Source organism: Dyadobacter sediminis (genome assembly GCF_005860765.1).
Classification (GTDB): domain Bacteria; phylum Bacteroidota; class Bacteroidia; order Cytophagales; family Spirosomataceae; genus Dyadobacter; species Dyadobacter sediminis.
In genome coordinates, this window is record NZ_VCEI01000001.1 from 1 (window position 1) to 18,011 (window position 18,011).

Here is an 18,011-nt window from a genome sequence, read left to right on the forward strand (position 1 = left end):
CGCCGTATACGTCAGAGCGTCGGAATCTTCGTCGGTGAAACTGCCCGCTGCCACATTGTAGGTAAAGGCAGTCCCTGTGACAGCAACCTGGTCCGAAAGTGGCAAAGCCGCAACCGGAGCGTGATTGATAGCGGCGGCTGCATTTACGACCAGATTAAATTCGGTACTGGCTGAAACTTTTCCGTCGTTAGCCGTCAGTTTAATGCGGTATGTCGCTGCTGCATCAGGTGTGCCGCTGAATGACAGATTAGCTGCATCAAAGGAAAGCCATGAAGGAAGGGATCCGTCACTGGCCAAAGAAGCCGTATATGTTAAAGGATCTGAATCTTCGTCGGTGAAAGTGCCTGCTGCTACATTATAAGTGAAGGCAGTTCCTGTTACAGCATTCTGATCCGAAATTGGCAAAGCCGCAACCGGTGTGTGATTAATAGCGGCGGCTGCATTTACGACCAGATTGAATTCAGTGCTGGCTGAAACTTTTCCGTCATTAGCCGTCAGTTTAATGCGGTATGTCGCTGCTGCATCAGGTGTGCCGCTGAATGACAGATTAGCTGCATCAAAGGAAAGCCATGAAGGAAGGGATCCGTCATTGGCCAAAGAAGCCGTGTAAGTTAAAGGATCTGAATCTTCGTCCGTGAAAGTGCCTGCTGCTACATTATAAGTGAAGGCAGTTCCTGTTACAGCATTCTGATCCGAAATTGGCAAAGCTGCAACCGGTGTGTGGTTACCCGCTACAGGTTTATTTACACGGATCGTAACTTCTGCTGAAGAAGAAAGTGCCGGGATAGCATTGTCCGTAGCCTGAACGGTCAGTACATAAACCGAATCCGTAGCATAATTTAATGTACCTGCAAGTGTAATAGCTCCGCTTTCGGAATCAATCGCAAATTTGGACGACTGGTTTCCAGCAGTAATGCTGTACCGAACCGTCTGGTCGGCAGCGTCCGTTGCGGAAACCTGACCGATGCCTGCGCCCACAGTGGTCGCTTCATCTTTATTGAACGAGTAAGTTGCACTGGCAAAAACAGGTGCCTCGTTGGGAGGTGTTACCGGCAGGATTTCAATTGCATTGATAATTGCATTGTCTTTTGAAGCGATGAAATCAATATTCAGTACTCCGTCAGATACTTGCGTTTCAATCGTTTTAATCAGAACATTGGTTTTGCCAACTTCTGAAAATATATCCAGATTATCAAGAAGCGTGTTACCTTCAAAATTAACATCAAAAATTCTTCCGCCTACCGCTCCCTGGAAGTTTTCGACAAAATGCAGGTTAACCGTATACCTTCCATTTGCAATTGGAAGGTAATAGGAAAATTTAGATCCAAGACGGCGCTCGTAATAAAGTTCAGGTACCTTCACAGTGCTTGGCAAACCGGTATAGCTTACATTACTCACGTTTCCTGCTAACCGCGCATATATATCATCCGCATTGTAAACGACTGAGCCGACTGTCCGCTGAATCCCTCCGGCATTGATCCGGTAAGGAGCCGTAATCATCGGGAATTCGTAATTCTTGATTGAAAAGTTGTCGAAGCTGTAAGTAAGAGCAGATGTATTAGTACGATGCGTTGCATAAATACCCGCATAAATGGTCTTTCCGGCCAGCGCCATGTCGGCAATGTTAATAGCAGCCGGATTGGTACCTGACGTGTAAGCAGTTCCAACATTCGCATAAGCAACACCATCCGTAGAATAATAGCCTTCCAAAGTATTGGTAACAAAATCCGCAACCATACGAAGACGAACAGTCTTTAAATTCAAATTGTCTATAACACCTGTAATACGCTGATCAGGACTTGCAGTTGTTGTAAGGCTCGAAGAAGCATCATTCAACTCTTTGCGCATCTCTACCTTATTTCCACTTATCGAAAGCTTCAAAAAGGTTTTATCATTAAGTCCAACCCACAAACCAGCCTGTTCAGACTTTGTACCGTTAAACGGGTTTATTACGGTAGTTTCAAAAACAACTCTGCCGTCTGCCAAAATCCCGGCGCCCAGCGCATTAACCTGATTATTGTTTGTCTGAAATGCTATTCCACTGTTTGTCCGGATGTTCAGTTTTCCATCGGCAACGGTCAGTCTCGAAGGCTTGTAGCCCTTTGGAACGGCAGTAGCAGAAATGGAGTCTGTCGCCACCGGAGTCCCCGAAAGGTCGCCGACCATTGTAAAGCCGACCGTAGCTCCATTCTTGTCTGCCAATCCGCCTTCGTTGCCATCAAAGTTCAAGTTGAATGGCAAGGTTACATTTACCTGTTCGCAAGGCAGGGTTGTAATGTTTGTACAAGGATCTGCCAACGGCAATGCCCTTGTTTTCATCCCTTTTGACTTTTGTGTAAAGCCATGTTCAGGCTTCGTCTTTTCCGATGAGCGAGCAACGGCCGTTTTTACGGCAGCAAACTCTTTCAACGGCCAAGAAAACAAATCATTTTCACGGACGAAACTCAGTGCAAAGGATTGCATACTGACTATCAGTCCGATTAAAATGATTAATGGCCAAGCCCACGCAAAATAGCGCCGTGGCTTGTGAATCAAAGAGTAATCTTTCTTCATGATTAATCGGTAGTAATAATTAATTTTAAGGATATTGAAAATTGGAAATGATAATATTTACTGCTTGATAAACAACCTGTTGTATAAACCAAACCTGTTAGAGGACAAATCAATGAAGTTGGGTTCAAGGAAGCTTTCCGGGGATTTACAGCATGACTTTACTGATAGGATTGTGAATTGTAACAGGTGTCAAATGGTATGCTGCAGTTCTGTTGACAGCCGCATAGCCACATTCAGGAAAACATTTAAGATCGAGGGAAGATTTGTCTAATGAATCCTTGTGAAACGACCCTGAAGCGGTGAAAATCCGGAGCGTTCCGGAAAGCATTAAACCAAGAAAATGATGCGCAGCGTAAAGGTTTTTGATCATCTTTTTTGTTTTCAAATTTTTGACGAACTGTTTTAACTCAATTGTCTGAATGTAAGGCACATAGACTTCAATTGCTGTATGCAGATACAGCATTGCGCAGTTGAAAAACGGATTTTATTTTTTTCTTACCAGACTTGTCATTCGTGCCAAAATCAATACAGAAACAATTGTTATTAACGTAAACTGATATAAGAGGGTAATTTTTTTCTGAATACACAAAATTTCTGAAACAGAGCTGAATATGAATGAATAATCAGACTGAACAGAGAGCAAGGAAGCAGACTTTATAAGAATACTTCCAAGTATTATTCAATTTTACATATTCTGTAATTGCAATGTGAAAAAAGAGTATTTCTGGAGTGGGTTATTTGCTGTTAATTCGGGTATGCCGGCTAGGAATATTATAAAACGGGTACTGTACTGATTCCCATAATCTTATATAACTCCTGGTTTACATATTAACAAATCTCAGCAAATAGTAATCTTGCAAAAAGCATATATTGATAAAACAGGCAAATGTGCCAATGAAGCGGAAAAAGTATCTATAAAACGGAAATTCGTCTTATAATCCGGGCAAACAGTTACACAATAAAGCGCAAAATGATCAGAAACAAAAATTTAACTGTCATTTTATCAAACTTAGAAGTAATTACAAATCAGGAACTTAGTAGTATTTATTCTAAAACTAAAAATAATTTTTTTATGTACTGGAAATAATAACCTTGAAAACAGTTCCTAGATGATTTTTAAACTTCCAATCGTTTTCTATTCCCGATATTTACTCGGTCCTTAAAAAAGTACAATAATTATAATAATTTTCCAGCGTAATATTTCGCATTCCTTTGTAAAACTATAACGCAGTAACCTATAACAATATACGTAAATTTTGTCGTTGGTTCAAAATCAGAACCCGAAATCCGCATTCCTGATCTCTATGACATTCACTGTGCAAATCAGCAAATTACATTCCCCCGTAAACCATAAATCCGCTAAAAACCTGTTGTCAGGTTCTCAGCGGATTTGTAGCTGTTTACGTAATTTCTGCTAATTATCTGGTTACAATAATTTTGCTTGTAGTTAAAGTATGATCCGTTCTTTTAATCTGTATCAGGTATAATCCTGACGAGAAGTCCTTTACCGATATTCCCTGAGACAGCTCGACAGTGTTTTCTGAAAAGAACACTGCCTTTCCTGACAAATTGCGGATTGTAACTGATCTGATTGCTTTCCAGTCTGATACGCTTACATGGATCATTTCACCTGCCGGATTCGGGAAAACCTCAGCAGAGGCTTCATTTTCCACATTTGACGACGTCAGGAAATGATTGTTTGCATCGGATAACCGTTGATTCCCGGAAGCTTTGAGTGCCTGTTTCACCATACTGAAATGCACTGTCAAACCCGTACCCACAGTACCCTTTCCATTTGCCTGCGTAAAAGGTGTTGCCGTCAAAGTGTAGTTACCTGTTGCCGGAACCCAGTTGTAGTAATTCCCTTTTGTGTCGCCGAACAATGCATAAGGCGCATCCGTTTCGGTCTGGTTCTTGGTTTGAGGACCTGTCAGGGCAAACTTTACACTACCCACAACAGCGGGATTGGTTACAGCCTGAATGTTAAGATTTTTTGAAAATGCATTTAAGTTGAGAACTGCACCTTCAGTTATGGTCTGAATAACCTGATCATTATCTGCATTGATGAGCCTGAATTCTGTAACCTGCTGGCTTGCCGTAGGTGACGGCTGAATATTTAGTGTAACCTGATCGGCGGCACTGCTTGCACCCAGATTGTCTTTTACCACAAGGCTGAATACGTAACTTCCGGCCACAAGTCCGCTTATGGAAGGGTTTGCAACAGATTCACTGCTGAACACGGCATTGTTCGGGCCGCTGACCTGGCTCCATATATATTCCTGAATGGTACCGTCAGTATCTGTTCCCGACCCGCTTAAATTCACGTTATTGACCGGCAAAGTAACCGTATTGTCTGTTCCTGCGTTGGCAACAGGTGCCTGATTCGGGTTATCTGTTCCTTCTCCTGTCAGTCCGATCATCAGCGGTTCGGCGGCTTCACTGTAAGTTACATGCAGCTGAGCTACTTTGGTACCGAGCGATGCAGGTTTGAAATTTACGGCAACCACTTTGGAAGCACCGGCAGCCAGCGTAACACCTTCTGAGAAATCATGACTAAATTCTGTACTGTTTGCACCCATAACCGAAATGGTGCTGATCTGCTTTGAAACTGCCGAGCTGTTCTTCAATGTTACATTCTGGGAAGCGGAAACGGTGCCTGCCTGCTGACTGAAGAAATGCAAGGATGCCGGACTTGCCGTGATGTCAGCTGTACTGGCAGTAACGGGTAAAATTTCAATGGCCGATATTTTCGGCTGATCGATATTGACTGAAAAATCAATATTAAGCATGCCGTCATTCACCGTCACTTCAAAGGTTTTTACAAGGAGGTTCATTGCACCGGCTTCTGCATAAATATCAAAGTTCGGCAATTCGGCAGGCCCGCCTTCCAGGTTCACACCAAACACTCTTTTTCCTGCTCCGGCTGGCCCCCCGCCGGTTGCGCCCCAATAGATTTCAACAAAATGCAGATTCACCTGATACGTGCCGTTCGCAACAGGAAATGCATAACCGAACGGTGTAGCCGAACTGCGCTCGGTTTTGTATAACGCATCCGAATTGGTACCGGCTATATCGCCGATTTTTGTGTTGGTAAATATTTTTCCTCCTTTAAAATACTGATCTGCTGCCCAGGTTTTGTTTTCAAGCGTCAGTGCCGGACCGCCGCTGTTGATCTTGTAAAGTGAAGAAACCGTTCCGCCTGTATTTCCGCTTAGTGAAACTGTAAAAGTGGAAGCTTGCCCGGTATGACTGATTGAAATACTTCCCGACTTGCTGCCCGCAGATGCCGGTGCAAAATTTACCGAAACATTCATGCTGCCGCCTGCCGGAATGACGAAAGGCAACTGATAAGGCAAAGTATAGGAAAAGGAATTGTCGCCTGATTTGGTAACAGAAGTTATGACAATAGCCTGATTGCCCGTTGTATTCTGCAGCACAAGTGTTTTGCTGCTTGCAGAAGAAGCTGCAACCTGCCCGAAATCAAGGCTTGTATTTCCTGAAAGCGAACTTTGCGTCAGCGCGGTACCCACGGGAGTTGTTGTTCCGCCAAAGTAAAATGCCTCCTGCGAAGTCAGTAACGGACTGCCGCCCTGCTTTCCTGCGCCGGTGGCAATGTAAATTCCATTGTTGCTTTCAATGGCCTGCGTGCCGTGTCTGGCCTGTTTGAGATTGGCCAGTTTTCTCCATGCATTTGTACTGATATTGAGTGCTTCTGTTTCAATATGTGCATCGGGCTGAGAACTTTCGCCACCGATTACGATCAGTTCGCTGCCCAGCACTACGTTTCCGGCACCGGCGCGCGGCGTTGGAATATTGCTGCTTTGCGCAAGCGCAGTCCACTTGGCCGTAGCAAAATCATAAACATCCACTTCGGGCACTGTCAGGCTGAACACCTGGTTTGTACTTCCTGAGGAACGGCGACCGCCGGCTGCATAGATTTTGCCATTGGCAACCGCTGCATGAAAATGATCGCGGGCATGCGGCGCATCGGGCAAAGTTTTCCAGGTACCGGTAGCAGGATCAAATTCATCCAGCCATTTGACATGGCCCGTCCAGTGTCCGTCCAGAATCCCTCCTATCAGGTAAATCTTTTTATTATAAACCACAACCCCGGCTGATCCTCTCTGGCGGCTGGCAGGAATGGTACCGCCCTTTGTCCATTTGTCTGTAACCGGATTATAAATGTAAATATCCGAAACCGGCTTTTCTCTTGGGTAAGAACCCGTAAAAGCGCCGATTACATAAATCAGTCCGTCCAATGTCACCGCCTGGAAATGGTGAAGCTCCATTGGAACGTTACTCTTGTTTGTCCAGGTTTTCTTTACGGGATCATAAATCTGTACGGCCTTTATTCCTCTTCCGCCCATCAGATAAAACTTGTCTCCGGCTTGTACATATGCATTTTCCTCACGGCCGATCGGCGTACCCGAACTTGAAACAAGCGTTTGCCAGCTTCCGGGAGAAGTCACCTGATCGGCGGCAACATGAATGTAATCCCAGGTTGCAGTATAAGAAGCAGCATTGCGGGAAGTTGAAATAATACCGACAGCCAGAGCAGGCGTACTTTGAATAGCAGTTAAAAGCGCACCGCCTGTTTGTATCGCTGTACCTGCATTTACCGCCGTACCGCCGTTAATAGAATATTTTGGCTGTACAACGCCGGTAGCAGGATTGACTGCCAGAAACAAATCGATCGTCGTGGCCGAAAGTATGTTTGCAACCGTTATGACATTTGTCGTTGCCACGCCTGCATTTTCCGATACGATCTGGATGCCTCCTTTCCCTGCATTTGCATCCAGAGCAATTTTGATATAATTGTCCTGATCTCCTGTTCCTATATAAATGCCTTGTGACTGATTGTCTGCTGGAACATTGTTATTGAAAAAATTGGCCAGTATCCGGCCGTTTATGGTAAAAGGCCCGGTCGAAGCATTTACATTAACTCCAAACTGGAAAGCATTTTCCTGATTGTTAAGGCTGCCTAATGCGTCGCCGGCCGTAGTTGCTACAACCGAAAAAGCACCAACGGCACCACCGGCAATCAGGTTTTCTTCATCAAACTGGTTCTGATAATTGTTCGTTGCCTTTTGGTTGTTCATCAAACCGGTGAATCCAAGGCCAAAGAATCCCGTTCCGGGATAGTTGTTGAACAGGTCGTACTGAACAGGCAATGTTGTATTCAGACCATTGTTGCTGTCTCTTGCAAAAAAATCTGCATTATCCGGGATTTTGTCATTGTCATCATCCGGATCATTCAGATCAGAAATTTTATCTCCGTCAAAATCGGATGGCTTGCTGGACGCCTGACATGGATTGGTTTTGTTATCAATTTCGTCGGCATTGGAGTAACCGTCATTGTCTTCGTCCAAAGTCGTGCTGTACTGGCCGCTGCATGAAACCAGATCAGACGGTTCAAATATGGTGATTGCATTGGCGCCGTAAGTAGCGGCCCAAACCGTACCCGGAAAAATTTCGTTGTCGCCCTGCGCAGTGATGTCCAGCGGCTGCGATCCGAAGTTGGAGGCAAAAGGCGCATCCTGAATAAGTCTTTTGTTTCCTTTCTTGTTCAGTACGCCGTCACCGGCTTCGTTGAGTTTTATAGTATAAATATTTCCATTGTAACAGGCGGCAAGCAAATTACCCTTCAATGCACTATTAAAATTGGATGCGGTGTATTCCACCAGCCCGTTTGTAGAAGTAGGAAAGGTAAGCAGCGATTTGTCCGCTTCGCCCGGACTTTGGTAATCTCCTTCTATCGGGTTGGCCATATTTACAGGAACCGGCGGCCAGTCGGCAGGCAAAGGATTGCTTCCGGTTTTGCTTGTACGCCATACGCCCGTTGATCCCGACCTTGTGTACAGTCCTGCGCCAGCCGGGTTTGCCCGTATCGGATTCGGGTGTCCTCCGTAATAGCTTCCTGCTATATATGTACTCAAATTGCCGATGTAATGAAAGCCGTCCAGGTTATTTACCTGCGGATCATTGATGCCCGGCCCGCTGGAACCAGGTTCTCCTGAAACGTAATTGTTTGTAACCGTTCCATTGCTGCCTTCTTTGTCAGGGCCTCCACCCCACCCCTGGTTCGGGCCATTGTCAACAGTGTACATTCTTCCTGCCTTGCAGGGTGTTTTGGTAATCACAAAATCATAGGCATTACGGTAACCGGTGGAATGAATGGCAACCGGGCCGTTTGCCACAACTTTCGCCTGGTTCAATCCGTCATTTCCGCCGAAAGGATCGTTCACGTCGGAGTTGTCGGCATTGTTGCTGCGGGTAGGATCATCAACGGTCGGAAGGTCATATTTGTATTTGTTGTTTCCGCTTCCCTTTACCGGCATTGCTTCGATTTTTGCAAGATCAATGGATACAATGGCTGCTGCCAATGCGTATTCGGTAATGTATGCGAAATTGGCAGAAGGTGCTCCTGCATTGGTGAACCCGCCAACAGTCAGATACATAGTATTGGTTTGGGTATCCAGCTGCATGCCGTTCGTAGAATGGTTTTCTTCGGATCTCGGAAAGCCACGGATCAGATCTGTTTTGTCCCAGCCACTGGCTGTTTTTGTAAGCTTGGAAAGAATCCCGGAATTGGTATCCAGATTAAGGTCGCCAGAAGGCCCGCCGATGCGGCTGTCGCTGGATGTTACATATAGTACAGGACTAGAAGCCGTGCCCGCCACCAGCAGGGAAGTAATCTGGCGGGTCGTCACCGAAGTATTAACCTTTCCGTCATCATTGTGATTGGGAATGCCGTTGATCAGTGAAATGGTTTCCGTAGCAGTTGTCGTATAATTGTTCGCTCCGTTTCTGGTAATCGTGTAAACTTTGATGATCCCATTTTGCTGGGAAACATACAAGCGGTTGTCCGGACCAAACTGCAGACTGGTCGGGTTATCCAGTGATATGCCTTTCAGACTGCTCGTTGTAAAATTTACATTCTGACCGAAAGTTATCGTGATACTGAAAATCAAGGAGAGAAAAACAGGAAAAAAGAGCTTTCGAATGGGGAGAAAAAAGGTAAAACAATGATTCATATAATTATGTATTATTTGATACTAAGGATGAATTAATATACTAACAGACACATAAATATAGAGTTGTAAATATTACAAACCCAAGATTTACCCAAAATTCTGCCAATTAATAATTTGTCAACAAATAGTTGTCAATGAGCAAGTTAGCCTCGCAAAAACTATTTTTTTGACAATACATAATACTTGTGCAAACTCTGTAGAAATACTTTGCAACCAAGGATAACTATTTGAAAGTTACCTTTTTCTGGCTGCTTTTACCATCCTGACTGCCGCCATGATAATGATGGCAAAAGCAACAAGGCCGAGCACACCGTAAAGCCAGTCGACTGTGTTCTTTAATACTACGAGAAAGACAATGGAGAAGAGAAAAATGGTGGCAACTTCATTGAATAACCTCAGCTGAAAAGAAGAAAAACGAAATTTTCCCTGCTGCAATTCGAGCAGTATTTTACGTGTAAAGAAATGATACACCAGCAAGCCCAGAACAAACGCAAGTTTCAGCTGCATCCATCCCTGATCCAGCCATGCCGGGTTCAGGTAAATCAGGATGGTGCCAAACAGCAAAGTGAGCCAGCAAGCAGGCGTCATAATGGCATTCCAGAGCAGTTTTTCCATTTTCGCAAACTGGGCAAACAGCACATTCCGTTCAGTATCAGTCTTTTCCAATGCTTCTGTATGATACACAAATAGGCGTGGCATATAAAAAAGTCCTGCAAACCAGCTGACAACGAAAATAATGTGAAGGGCCTTGAAATGAAGATAAGTCATGATTGCAAGTTAAGTACTTTTCAGTACGCATTAGCTGCTTGGAAACGATCTTTTTGTGGTCAAATTTCGTAAATATTAATGAATACCTCAGATAAAACTTTCTTTGAAAACTATTCGTTAACTATTCAGGCAAATAAAGCAACCAACAAGTATGAAAAAAACCATCCCGATTTTCATGTTTCTGTTTTTGTGCTGCATGGTTGTCGTATCATGCGCGCAGTCGGATAAAAAACAAAAAACCAAAATGAACAAAGAAACGGCTTCGGCACTGGACGAAGATCATGTGGATACTTCCAATACGGAAATCGCAACTTTTGGAACCGGATGTTTCTGGTGCACGGAAGCAGTTCTGGAATCGCTTGATGGGGTCAAAAAAGTGGTTTCAGGCTATGCCGGCGGCCATGTTGCAAATCCTGACTACAAAACAGTGTGTACCGGTACCACAGGCCATGCAGAATGTGTGGAAGTAACGTACGATCCGAAAGTAATTTCTTATGCCGACTTGCTGCAGGCATTTTTCCGCAGCCACGACCCTACTTCACTGAACCGTCAGGGAAATGACGTCGGAACGCAATATCGTTCGGTCATTTTTTATCATAACGAAGAGCAGAAAAATCTGGCTGAAAAGGCAAAAAGCGAACTGGATAAATCAGGGGCCTATTCCAAACCGATTGTTACGGAAATATCCAAAGCGCCAACGTTTTATATAGCAGAAGATTATCATCAGAATTACTTTGCCAATAATCCCGATCAAGGGTATTGCGCATTTGTAATTGCCCCGAAACTGGACAAGTTCAAAAAGGTATTCAAAGACAAATTGCGCAGTAATATATGATTTGAATACTTTAAAAGCTGTTTTAAACCATTTATCCCAGCTTTTAACCCGTACAATAACTACTAATGGCACAAGTTTTGAAGCGTTGAAATAAAGGCTTTAATTTGTGCCATAATTTTTTAACAATAACTAATCTATTACTATGAAAAAGGTTTTCTTAATGTTTTTTGTTGCAGCGTTTATGAGTTTAGCTTCTGAAAAAGCTTTCGCACAGTACGAAAAAGGAGATAAATTACTGAACGTTGGCATTGGTCTAAACTCCTATTACGGCGGTGGTACTCCAATCGGAGTAGCGTTTGAATACGGCGTTACAGATGCAATTAGTGTAGGTGCACAAATTGACTTTTCAAGATGGTCATACGGTTACGGCGGATATAAATGGAGCTATACTTTTGTTCCGGTTGCATTACGCGGATCATACCACTTTGGACAGTTGCTTAATCTTAGCACAGACAAACTGGATTTATATGGAGGAGCTGCATTAGGTTACTACATTTCCAGCTACAGCGACAACTCAGGATACTCTGGAGTTTATGACAATGCTTATGGAAACAAAGGTCTTTTCGGTTTGTTTGCCGGTGGCCGTTACTATTTCAAAGAGAATATTGCAGCTTTTGCTGAGGTTGGATTTGGCGTTTCTACTTTAAAAGTTGGAGCGACATTCAAATTCTAAAATCATAACGACATAAAAAAAGCGATGCATTGAGTTGCATCGCTTTTTTTATGTCATTGTTGATATGGTTTACACTTGATAAATATAAATCTGAAAATTTCCATAAAGACAATTATCAATCCACATTTTACCTATCAATTTCACCTTCCATAATCGCCATTAACGATGCACTTTTTCCGGTGTAGAAGCAGGATGCCGATCAGGGTTTTCCGGTGCGTTATCAAAAGTTCCTGTTTCTGTATTTCCATATTTGATAGAAGCAATTTCTGTTCTTCTAACTGAATAAACCGGGCCTTCAGGATCAGAAACTTTCCTGTACTTTACGACATTTTCATCTACTTCCTGTATCAGCACTTCAAGCTTCGTATTGTCTTTCATAACAATAATATCCGGCTTTCTGATGGTTTGAGCAAATGAAAAGTTTACCAGCGAAATCAAAAAAGCTAGAGATAACAATCTGGTTTTGAAAGTGAGATTATCTTTCATAAGGTTGAGATTTGTAGTTAATTCAAAATTTAAACAAAGCTGGATCAAAAGAAAAAACTTAACGTTAAAAAACCGGATTTATTCCGCACATTAAATCCCGGCGTAAATCTTAAACTTTCCAGAGGCTGATTTCTTCTTTCCAGTTCCGATTTCACTTTTTCCGCTTTTGCTTTGTAGACTTTATGGTTTTTAAAGCATATCAAACCGAATACGCCGCCAAAAACAGGACCGGCAACAGCAAGTGAATTTCCGAACTTTTTATTGTCCGAACTGTTGCCGGAATTAGCAATTATAAACCCTGAAATCAGTGAAGCAGCAGCGAAAGATGTGAATACAACAGCACCCGTTTTTCCATCAATCGCCTTGTTTTTATAAAATTCGTATTTATCCCTCAGCTGATCGGAATTGGCCATAACGATGCTTTTATCAAATGGATTCTCAGGCAAGTTGGCCATATCTGCATATTGCCCGACGGAATCCGGAGAAATACGGACCGCTGCTACAGAATCTTTTACATGAATCGTTTTACCGCTTTTCAGTAAAATACGCGCAACCTGATCCATATAAATGAATGCTTTGGCACTGTCTGGAGTGGCAAGGTCACGGTAATTGACTTTCTCATAACTTACCTGCAGGATAAGCGCCTGAATCCGCGTGCTGTCACGTCTGACGATGACATCATTTTTACGAAGTGACTGTGCATAAACAGAATTTGTCAAAGAAAGCAAGACCAATCCAAATGAAATAAAAATGGCTTTTTTAAGTGTGTGTGATTGCATGATTTATTGTTAAGAATATAAAAATTTACTTCTTCAAACTGGTCGGAAACAGGAACAACAATGCAGAATTACACACCGAATTTGTTCAGCTGTTTTACCAAAACGTCAAAATCTTTCGGATACGGCGCTTCCACGCGCACAGGCTCGCCATTCATCAATGCGAAAGACAATGAATGCGCATGAAGCGCAACGCGCTGAATCAAAGGTTGTTCTTCTGTTTCCTTTTTAAGGTTGAACTTACGCTTGAGACTGGAAAGAAAAATAGGCTCGCCGCCGTATTGCGGATCACAAACAATCGGCGCTTTCAGACAGGAAAGATGAATACGGATCTGGTGCATTCTTCCGGTGATCGGTATGCATTCGATGAGCGTATAGCCACGGTAAACTTTCAGCGTATTGAAAATGGTTTCGGCAATCTTTCCTTCTGCCCGGTCGATTTTTACGGCAGTACCGTTTTTTAACGGCAGAATCGGAAGGTAAACTGAAATACTGTCGAGGTTATGAATGCCGTTTGCAACCGCATGGTACCTCTTGGTTACTTCACGATGTTCAAACTGCATGGCCAGATGCCGGTAAGCAGCCGGGTTCTTGGCAAATGCCAGTACGCCGGAAGTTTCTTTGTCCAGCCGGTGTGCAGCCTGCAGTTCCGGGTTATATTCTTTTGCCAGCCGCAGCACGCTGCCGCCCCGGTCTGCCGTTCTTTCATCCAGTGTAGCTAGATGCGGCGGTTTATTGACCAGTAAAAAATCCTCGTCCTCAAATAATATCAGGTCTTTAAAATCGATCTTCATAGTTGTTTTTAATAAAAATATCCGGATTAATTACATGCAAACTGTAATTGATCCGGATTTGCTTTCGTGCAAAGATAACGATTTACTACATCAGAATACTTACTTTGGTCGGATTCGGATTAATGGTGTCCGACTCCACAAGGCCGTCGCGCAGGCGTACAATGCGGTGTGCATAATGCGCAATATCCTCTTCGTGCGTAACCATAACGATTGTATTTCCCTTGCTGTATAACTGGTCGAAAAGATCCATGATTTCATAGGAAGTTTTGGTGTCCAGATTTCCCGTCGGCTCATCCGCAAGCAGAATACTCGGATCATTTACCAATGCGCGCGCAATGGCGACACGCTGCCGCTGCCCGCCGGAAAGTTCATTGGGCTTGTGTCCGGCCCGGTTTTCCAGACCTACATTTTTCAATGAGAGCATTGCCTTTTCCGTTCGGTCCGATTTGCTCAGGCCAGCATAGATAAGCGGCAAAGCTACGTTATCGAGTGACGACATTCGGGGAAGAAGATTAAAGGTCTGAAACACAAACCCGATTTCTTTGTTTCTGATTTCAGCCAGTTCGTTTTCCGTCATGTCGCTTACGTCCTTGTTGTTCAGTATGTATTTACCGGTTGTGGGCGTATCCAGACAGCCGATGATATTCATCAGCGTGGATTTTCCAGAGCCGGAAGGACCCATGAAAGCAACGTATTCGCCTTTATTGACAGAAATAGTGACCGATTTCAGCGCCTGAATAACTTCACTGCCCATAATGTAACGTTTTGCAATATCCGAGGTTTCTATAATTTTCATGCAATGCTGTTTTTCAGGCTTTAAAATTTATTTTCTGATTTCTGTCCATAGCATTTCAGGATGCAGCCGAAAGTTTCCGGAAATAAGTATGTACAAACAATGCCGAAAGGATCACTGCCGCGGAAACATCTTCATTTTCAATGTCGCCTTCATTTTTCCAGAAACTCGTCAGCCGGAAACCGGCTGTTGCATCCGCGTTTTGTACGGACCATTTTCTTCTTGTCCAGGATTCAAACTTCCATTCGTAATCCTGTTCGTTGTATGAAATCTTCGCCGAGCCTTTCCAGAAATTGTATTTTATTTGTCCGAGCTGCTTCTCGCCCTCTATGTCGAGGATTTCTGTGGTGCGCTTTCCTACGCCTTTGGTCCTGAATTTTACAAGATGACCGTTCAGTTCACCATAACCGTCATTGTTCCAGCTGCTGCTTTTTAAAATGCCTACAATCAGTTTGCCGCGAAAAATCCGGCATTCATTTCCGCTAAAATTGGATTTCCAGGTCAAGGACATATTGGATGAAGTGTAAAGCTAAAGTATAAAATCATTGAAACTCGGCTCTCTGTTTTTCAATCAGAGCTCTCATGGGCTGATAACGGTTCATAAATTGCTGATAATCGGCAGCTGATGCCCATTGCTTTACCTTTATTTCGCCTTCATTTGCTTGTCCCAACAAACCTTGTTCCAGGCTTAGAAACGCGTATTGTTCCCACAACCGGGGCGCATATTCATTATACCGCAGCGCATCCAGAATAATTTTATACGCTTTTGAAATCTGCTTTTTCCCTCTGAAATATTCGGATGCCGCAGACACGATCCCGGCATCAAACGGATTGTTTTTAACTGCATTGTCAAAGTTTTTTTCCGAAGGTGATTTGCTTATTACCTGAACAAGCGAGTCGGAACCGGAACGGGGTTTAGCGTCGGAGAAAAGCGTTTGTTTCAATTGGCCAATCGCATTGTCCGGAGATTTTTCCTGAAGCTTGTCGAGCAAAACAACAGCCACTTCCTTTTTGTCAGATAACGCATTGGCAATAGCCATTCCGATCGTGCCTTCGGTTCCTTCCACTTGCGACAAGAATTCAATGGCTTTGTCATAAAGGCCAAGCTGCAACAGCCAGTGGCCAAGCACTTTATTATATAGCTGGCTTTTTTCGCCTTCTTCTTCGGTCCAGGCCGTCAGCGTTTCCAGCGCCTTTAATTTGCTGCGGCTGTAAAATTCGGAATACAAGGAAGCAAATGTCAGATCTTCGGATAATACCGGGTTCTTTGCAGCCAGCTTTGGCAGCAGAATGGCCGGCATGCTGTCCAGTTTGGCCTGATTGGTTGTATAATTTAAAAGGTACGCAAATGCAGAAACGCTCAGCATGGAATCTGCCGGAACGGCTTCTTTATTGAATTCTTCCTTGACGAACTGCTGTCTCAAATTTTGTATTGCAAGCCAGTTTGCCTGCCATGACAAGTAACTGTGTTTTTCACTTTTTGCCGCTAATGAATCCAGCAAACCGGAATCGGTGCTCTTTGCCAGAATCGCCAGCAGATTCGTTGCCGGAATTTCGGGGCGGCTTGTATTTTCTGCGGCTTTATCCAGATAAAAATAGGCAGAATCCGCCACGTTGGTTCTGGAATACAGCATACCGAGGTTATTCAGCAATTCGCCGTTTTCCGGAAACCGATTGATTCCTTCTTTCAAACTGTGCACGGCGTCAAAAAAGAGATTTTCCTGCACCAGAATTCCACTTAGTCCTGCATAGGCCTGCGGCGAAGGATTTTTCAGCAAAGCTTGCCGGAAATAGAAGGCGGAAGCATTTTCGTCACCTTGCTTGAGAGCAAGCGAAGCGAGTGCATAATTGGATTTATGGTTTTGAAATTCCTGCTGCAAGGCCAGTTTGTAATACTGTTCAGCCAGCACAAATTCTCCGGTATTGGAATACAAATCGCCCAAGCCATTAAAATATCCGGTAATGGCCTGATTGAACGGCAGCAGTTTCTGGATAGAAAACAAAATAATGACTCCGGCAAATCCGAACAGGCGTGTTTGCGTAAGGCCAAAGCGGAGCGGTTTGTAGAGTACTTTATATACAGCCAGATTTTGCTGGAAAAGCGGATAAAAATTGATGAGTACATAAAAAAGGAAAACCGTACTCATGGCAAGCTGACCCTGAACGACTACATCTTCCAAAACTTCCAGAACGGGATCATTGGCAGTGCCGGCCGCAAACGCAGCAAATGCAGCAGAAATAATGAACAAGCCGGTATAAAGCCAGAAACCTGTAGACCTGAAAGGCAACGTGCCGGCCGTAGCATCCGCTCTTCTTCTGAAACCCCACAAACCGGCGACAGCAGCAAACAAGGCAAGATATACCGGACTGATCAGCGTAAGGTTCCAGTCAATAACTTTTGTGTTTTTTAAATACATCAGCAATAGTAGAAGCAGATACAGGACACTGATAACAATAAAGTTGATCAGTCCTGCTTTGCCTTTGCCCGGAGAAGCGCTTGTACTCAGCCAGACCAGCGCCGCGATTATTTCTGTGGCCGAAACAAGCAGGAACAAAACGGTAAGCAAAAGCCAGAGCGGAAAAGAATAAGATGCGGCGGTAAATGCGGGAAAAGCCGTTTTTGCCCCAAACATGACAATCAGCGCAAATACTACTGAAACAGCCAGCATGCCTGAAATCCGTACGGCAATGCCCAAGTCGGGCCGGAAAGCATGAAAATAATAACCCAGCCCGCCATATAACACAACGGCAAGCAGAAACATGGACCGGTTTCCTTCTCCGAAAACATTCAGTATTTCAAGTTGTGAAAAACTTAAAAGCAGAATAAACACGATCATTCCCGCAAGATACCAGAAACGCGGCATGGTCGTCAGTGAAGCCAGAACGAGAGAAAGTCCGGACAATGCAAATACCCAGAAAAGCTGCACAACCAGAAAGTCCGTTTCCATAACGGAAGCAATAAAACTTTCGGTAACAAGGTGCGAAGGAACAGCAACGCCATATTTCCATTGACCGAGCTGAAACACATCCACGACAGACGGTATTTCCGACAGTTCGCTCAGCACATTCCAGCGAATTACATTGGCAAGCGGATCGATACTTTTGATAATAAAGAAAAGCAGTGACAGTAATAATACTGCAAAAGCGACGGCTGTCATCCTGCGCTCAGACGGCGACCACACTTTCCAGAAAAAGAATTCCTTCATAGATTTTAATTAAATCCGTCTTTTCAAATACAGTTTGAGCAAAAAACGGCTTGTTTTCTAAAAAATATCCAATATTTCAATAATTGAACTGTT

11 protein-coding genes are annotated in these 18,011 nt (G+C 43.8%); 2 read left to right on the plus strand and 9 right to left on the minus strand.

What is annotated here, in order from left to right; translation table 11 throughout:
• The 3 genes from FEM55_RS00005 to FEM55_RS00020 all read right to left on the minus strand — a co-directional run.
• The coding region (locus FEM55_RS00005) for a putative Ig domain-containing protein (protein ID WP_171036418.1) at positions 1 to 2,553 on the minus strand (2,553 nt) is incomplete at its 3' end.
• 1,418 nt (positions 2,554 to 3,971) lie between these two features.
• Positions 3,972 to 9,524 (minus strand): Kelch repeat-containing protein, encoded by a 5,553-nt coding sequence (locus FEM55_RS00015; RefSeq protein WP_171036419.1) that lies wholly within the window; start codon positions 9,522 to 9,524, stop codon positions 3,972 to 3,974.
• A gap of 297 nt (positions 9,525 to 9,821) precedes the next feature.
• Positions 9,822 to 10,355: a CopD family protein gene (locus FEM55_RS00020; RefSeq protein WP_138279283.1), complete on the minus strand. Its 534-nt coding sequence runs from the start codon at positions 10,353 to 10,355 to the stop codon at positions 9,822 to 9,824.
• A 151-nt stretch (positions 10,356 to 10,506) separates the two neighbouring features.
• Here FEM55_RS00020 and msrA point away from each other — a divergent pair, with 151 nt between their 5' ends.
• The gene (gene msrA, locus FEM55_RS00025; RefSeq protein WP_212748274.1) at positions 10,507 to 11,190 is read left to right on the plus strand and encodes a peptide-methionine (S)-S-oxide reductase MsrA; all 684 of its coding nucleotides are present in this window, start codon (positions 10,507 to 10,509) and stop codon (positions 11,188 to 11,190) included.
• 142 nt (positions 11,191 to 11,332) lie between these two features.
• Complete coding sequence (locus tag FEM55_RS00030; RefSeq protein WP_138279284.1) at positions 11,333 to 11,863, plus strand: hypothetical protein; 531 nt, start codon at positions 11,333 to 11,335, stop codon at positions 11,861 to 11,863.
• A 159-nt stretch (positions 11,864 to 12,022) separates the two neighbouring features.
• Here the strand turns inward: FEM55_RS00030 and FEM55_RS00035 are convergent, their stop codons facing one another.
• The 6 genes from FEM55_RS00035 to FEM55_RS00060 form a co-directional block, all read right to left on the minus strand.
• Entirely contained in the window at positions 12,023 to 12,349 is a 327-nt protein-coding gene (locus tag FEM55_RS00035; RefSeq protein ID WP_138279285.1) for a hypothetical protein, read from the minus strand.
• 44 nt (positions 12,350 to 12,393) lie between these two features.
• On the minus strand, positions 12,394 to 13,128 hold the full coding sequence (locus FEM55_RS00040; RefSeq protein ID WP_229209023.1) for a hypothetical protein: 735 nt from the start codon (positions 13,126 to 13,128) through the stop codon (positions 12,394 to 12,396).
• A 68-nt stretch (positions 13,129 to 13,196) separates the two neighbouring features.
• The gene (locus FEM55_RS00045) at positions 13,197 to 13,919 is read right to left on the minus strand and encodes an RluA family pseudouridine synthase (protein ID WP_138279286.1); all 723 of its coding nucleotides are present in this window, start codon (positions 13,917 to 13,919) and stop codon (positions 13,197 to 13,199) included.
• Positions 13,920 to 14,004: 85 nt separating this feature from the next.
• Complete coding sequence (locus FEM55_RS00050) at positions 14,005 to 14,715, minus strand: ABC transporter ATP-binding protein (RefSeq protein ID WP_138279287.1); 711 nt, start codon at positions 14,713 to 14,715, stop codon at positions 14,005 to 14,007.
• 55 nt (positions 14,716 to 14,770) lie between these two features.
• Positions 14,771 to 15,223 (minus strand): hypothetical protein, encoded by a 453-nt coding sequence (locus FEM55_RS00055; RefSeq protein ID WP_138279288.1) that lies wholly within the window; start codon positions 15,221 to 15,223, stop codon positions 14,771 to 14,773.
• A gap of 31 nt (positions 15,224 to 15,254) precedes the next feature.
• On the minus strand, positions 15,255 to 17,918 hold the full coding sequence (locus FEM55_RS00060) for a tetratricopeptide repeat protein (protein WP_171036420.1): 2,664 nt from the start codon (positions 17,916 to 17,918) through the stop codon (positions 15,255 to 15,257).
• Positions 17,919 to 18,011 lie beyond the last annotated feature (93 nt).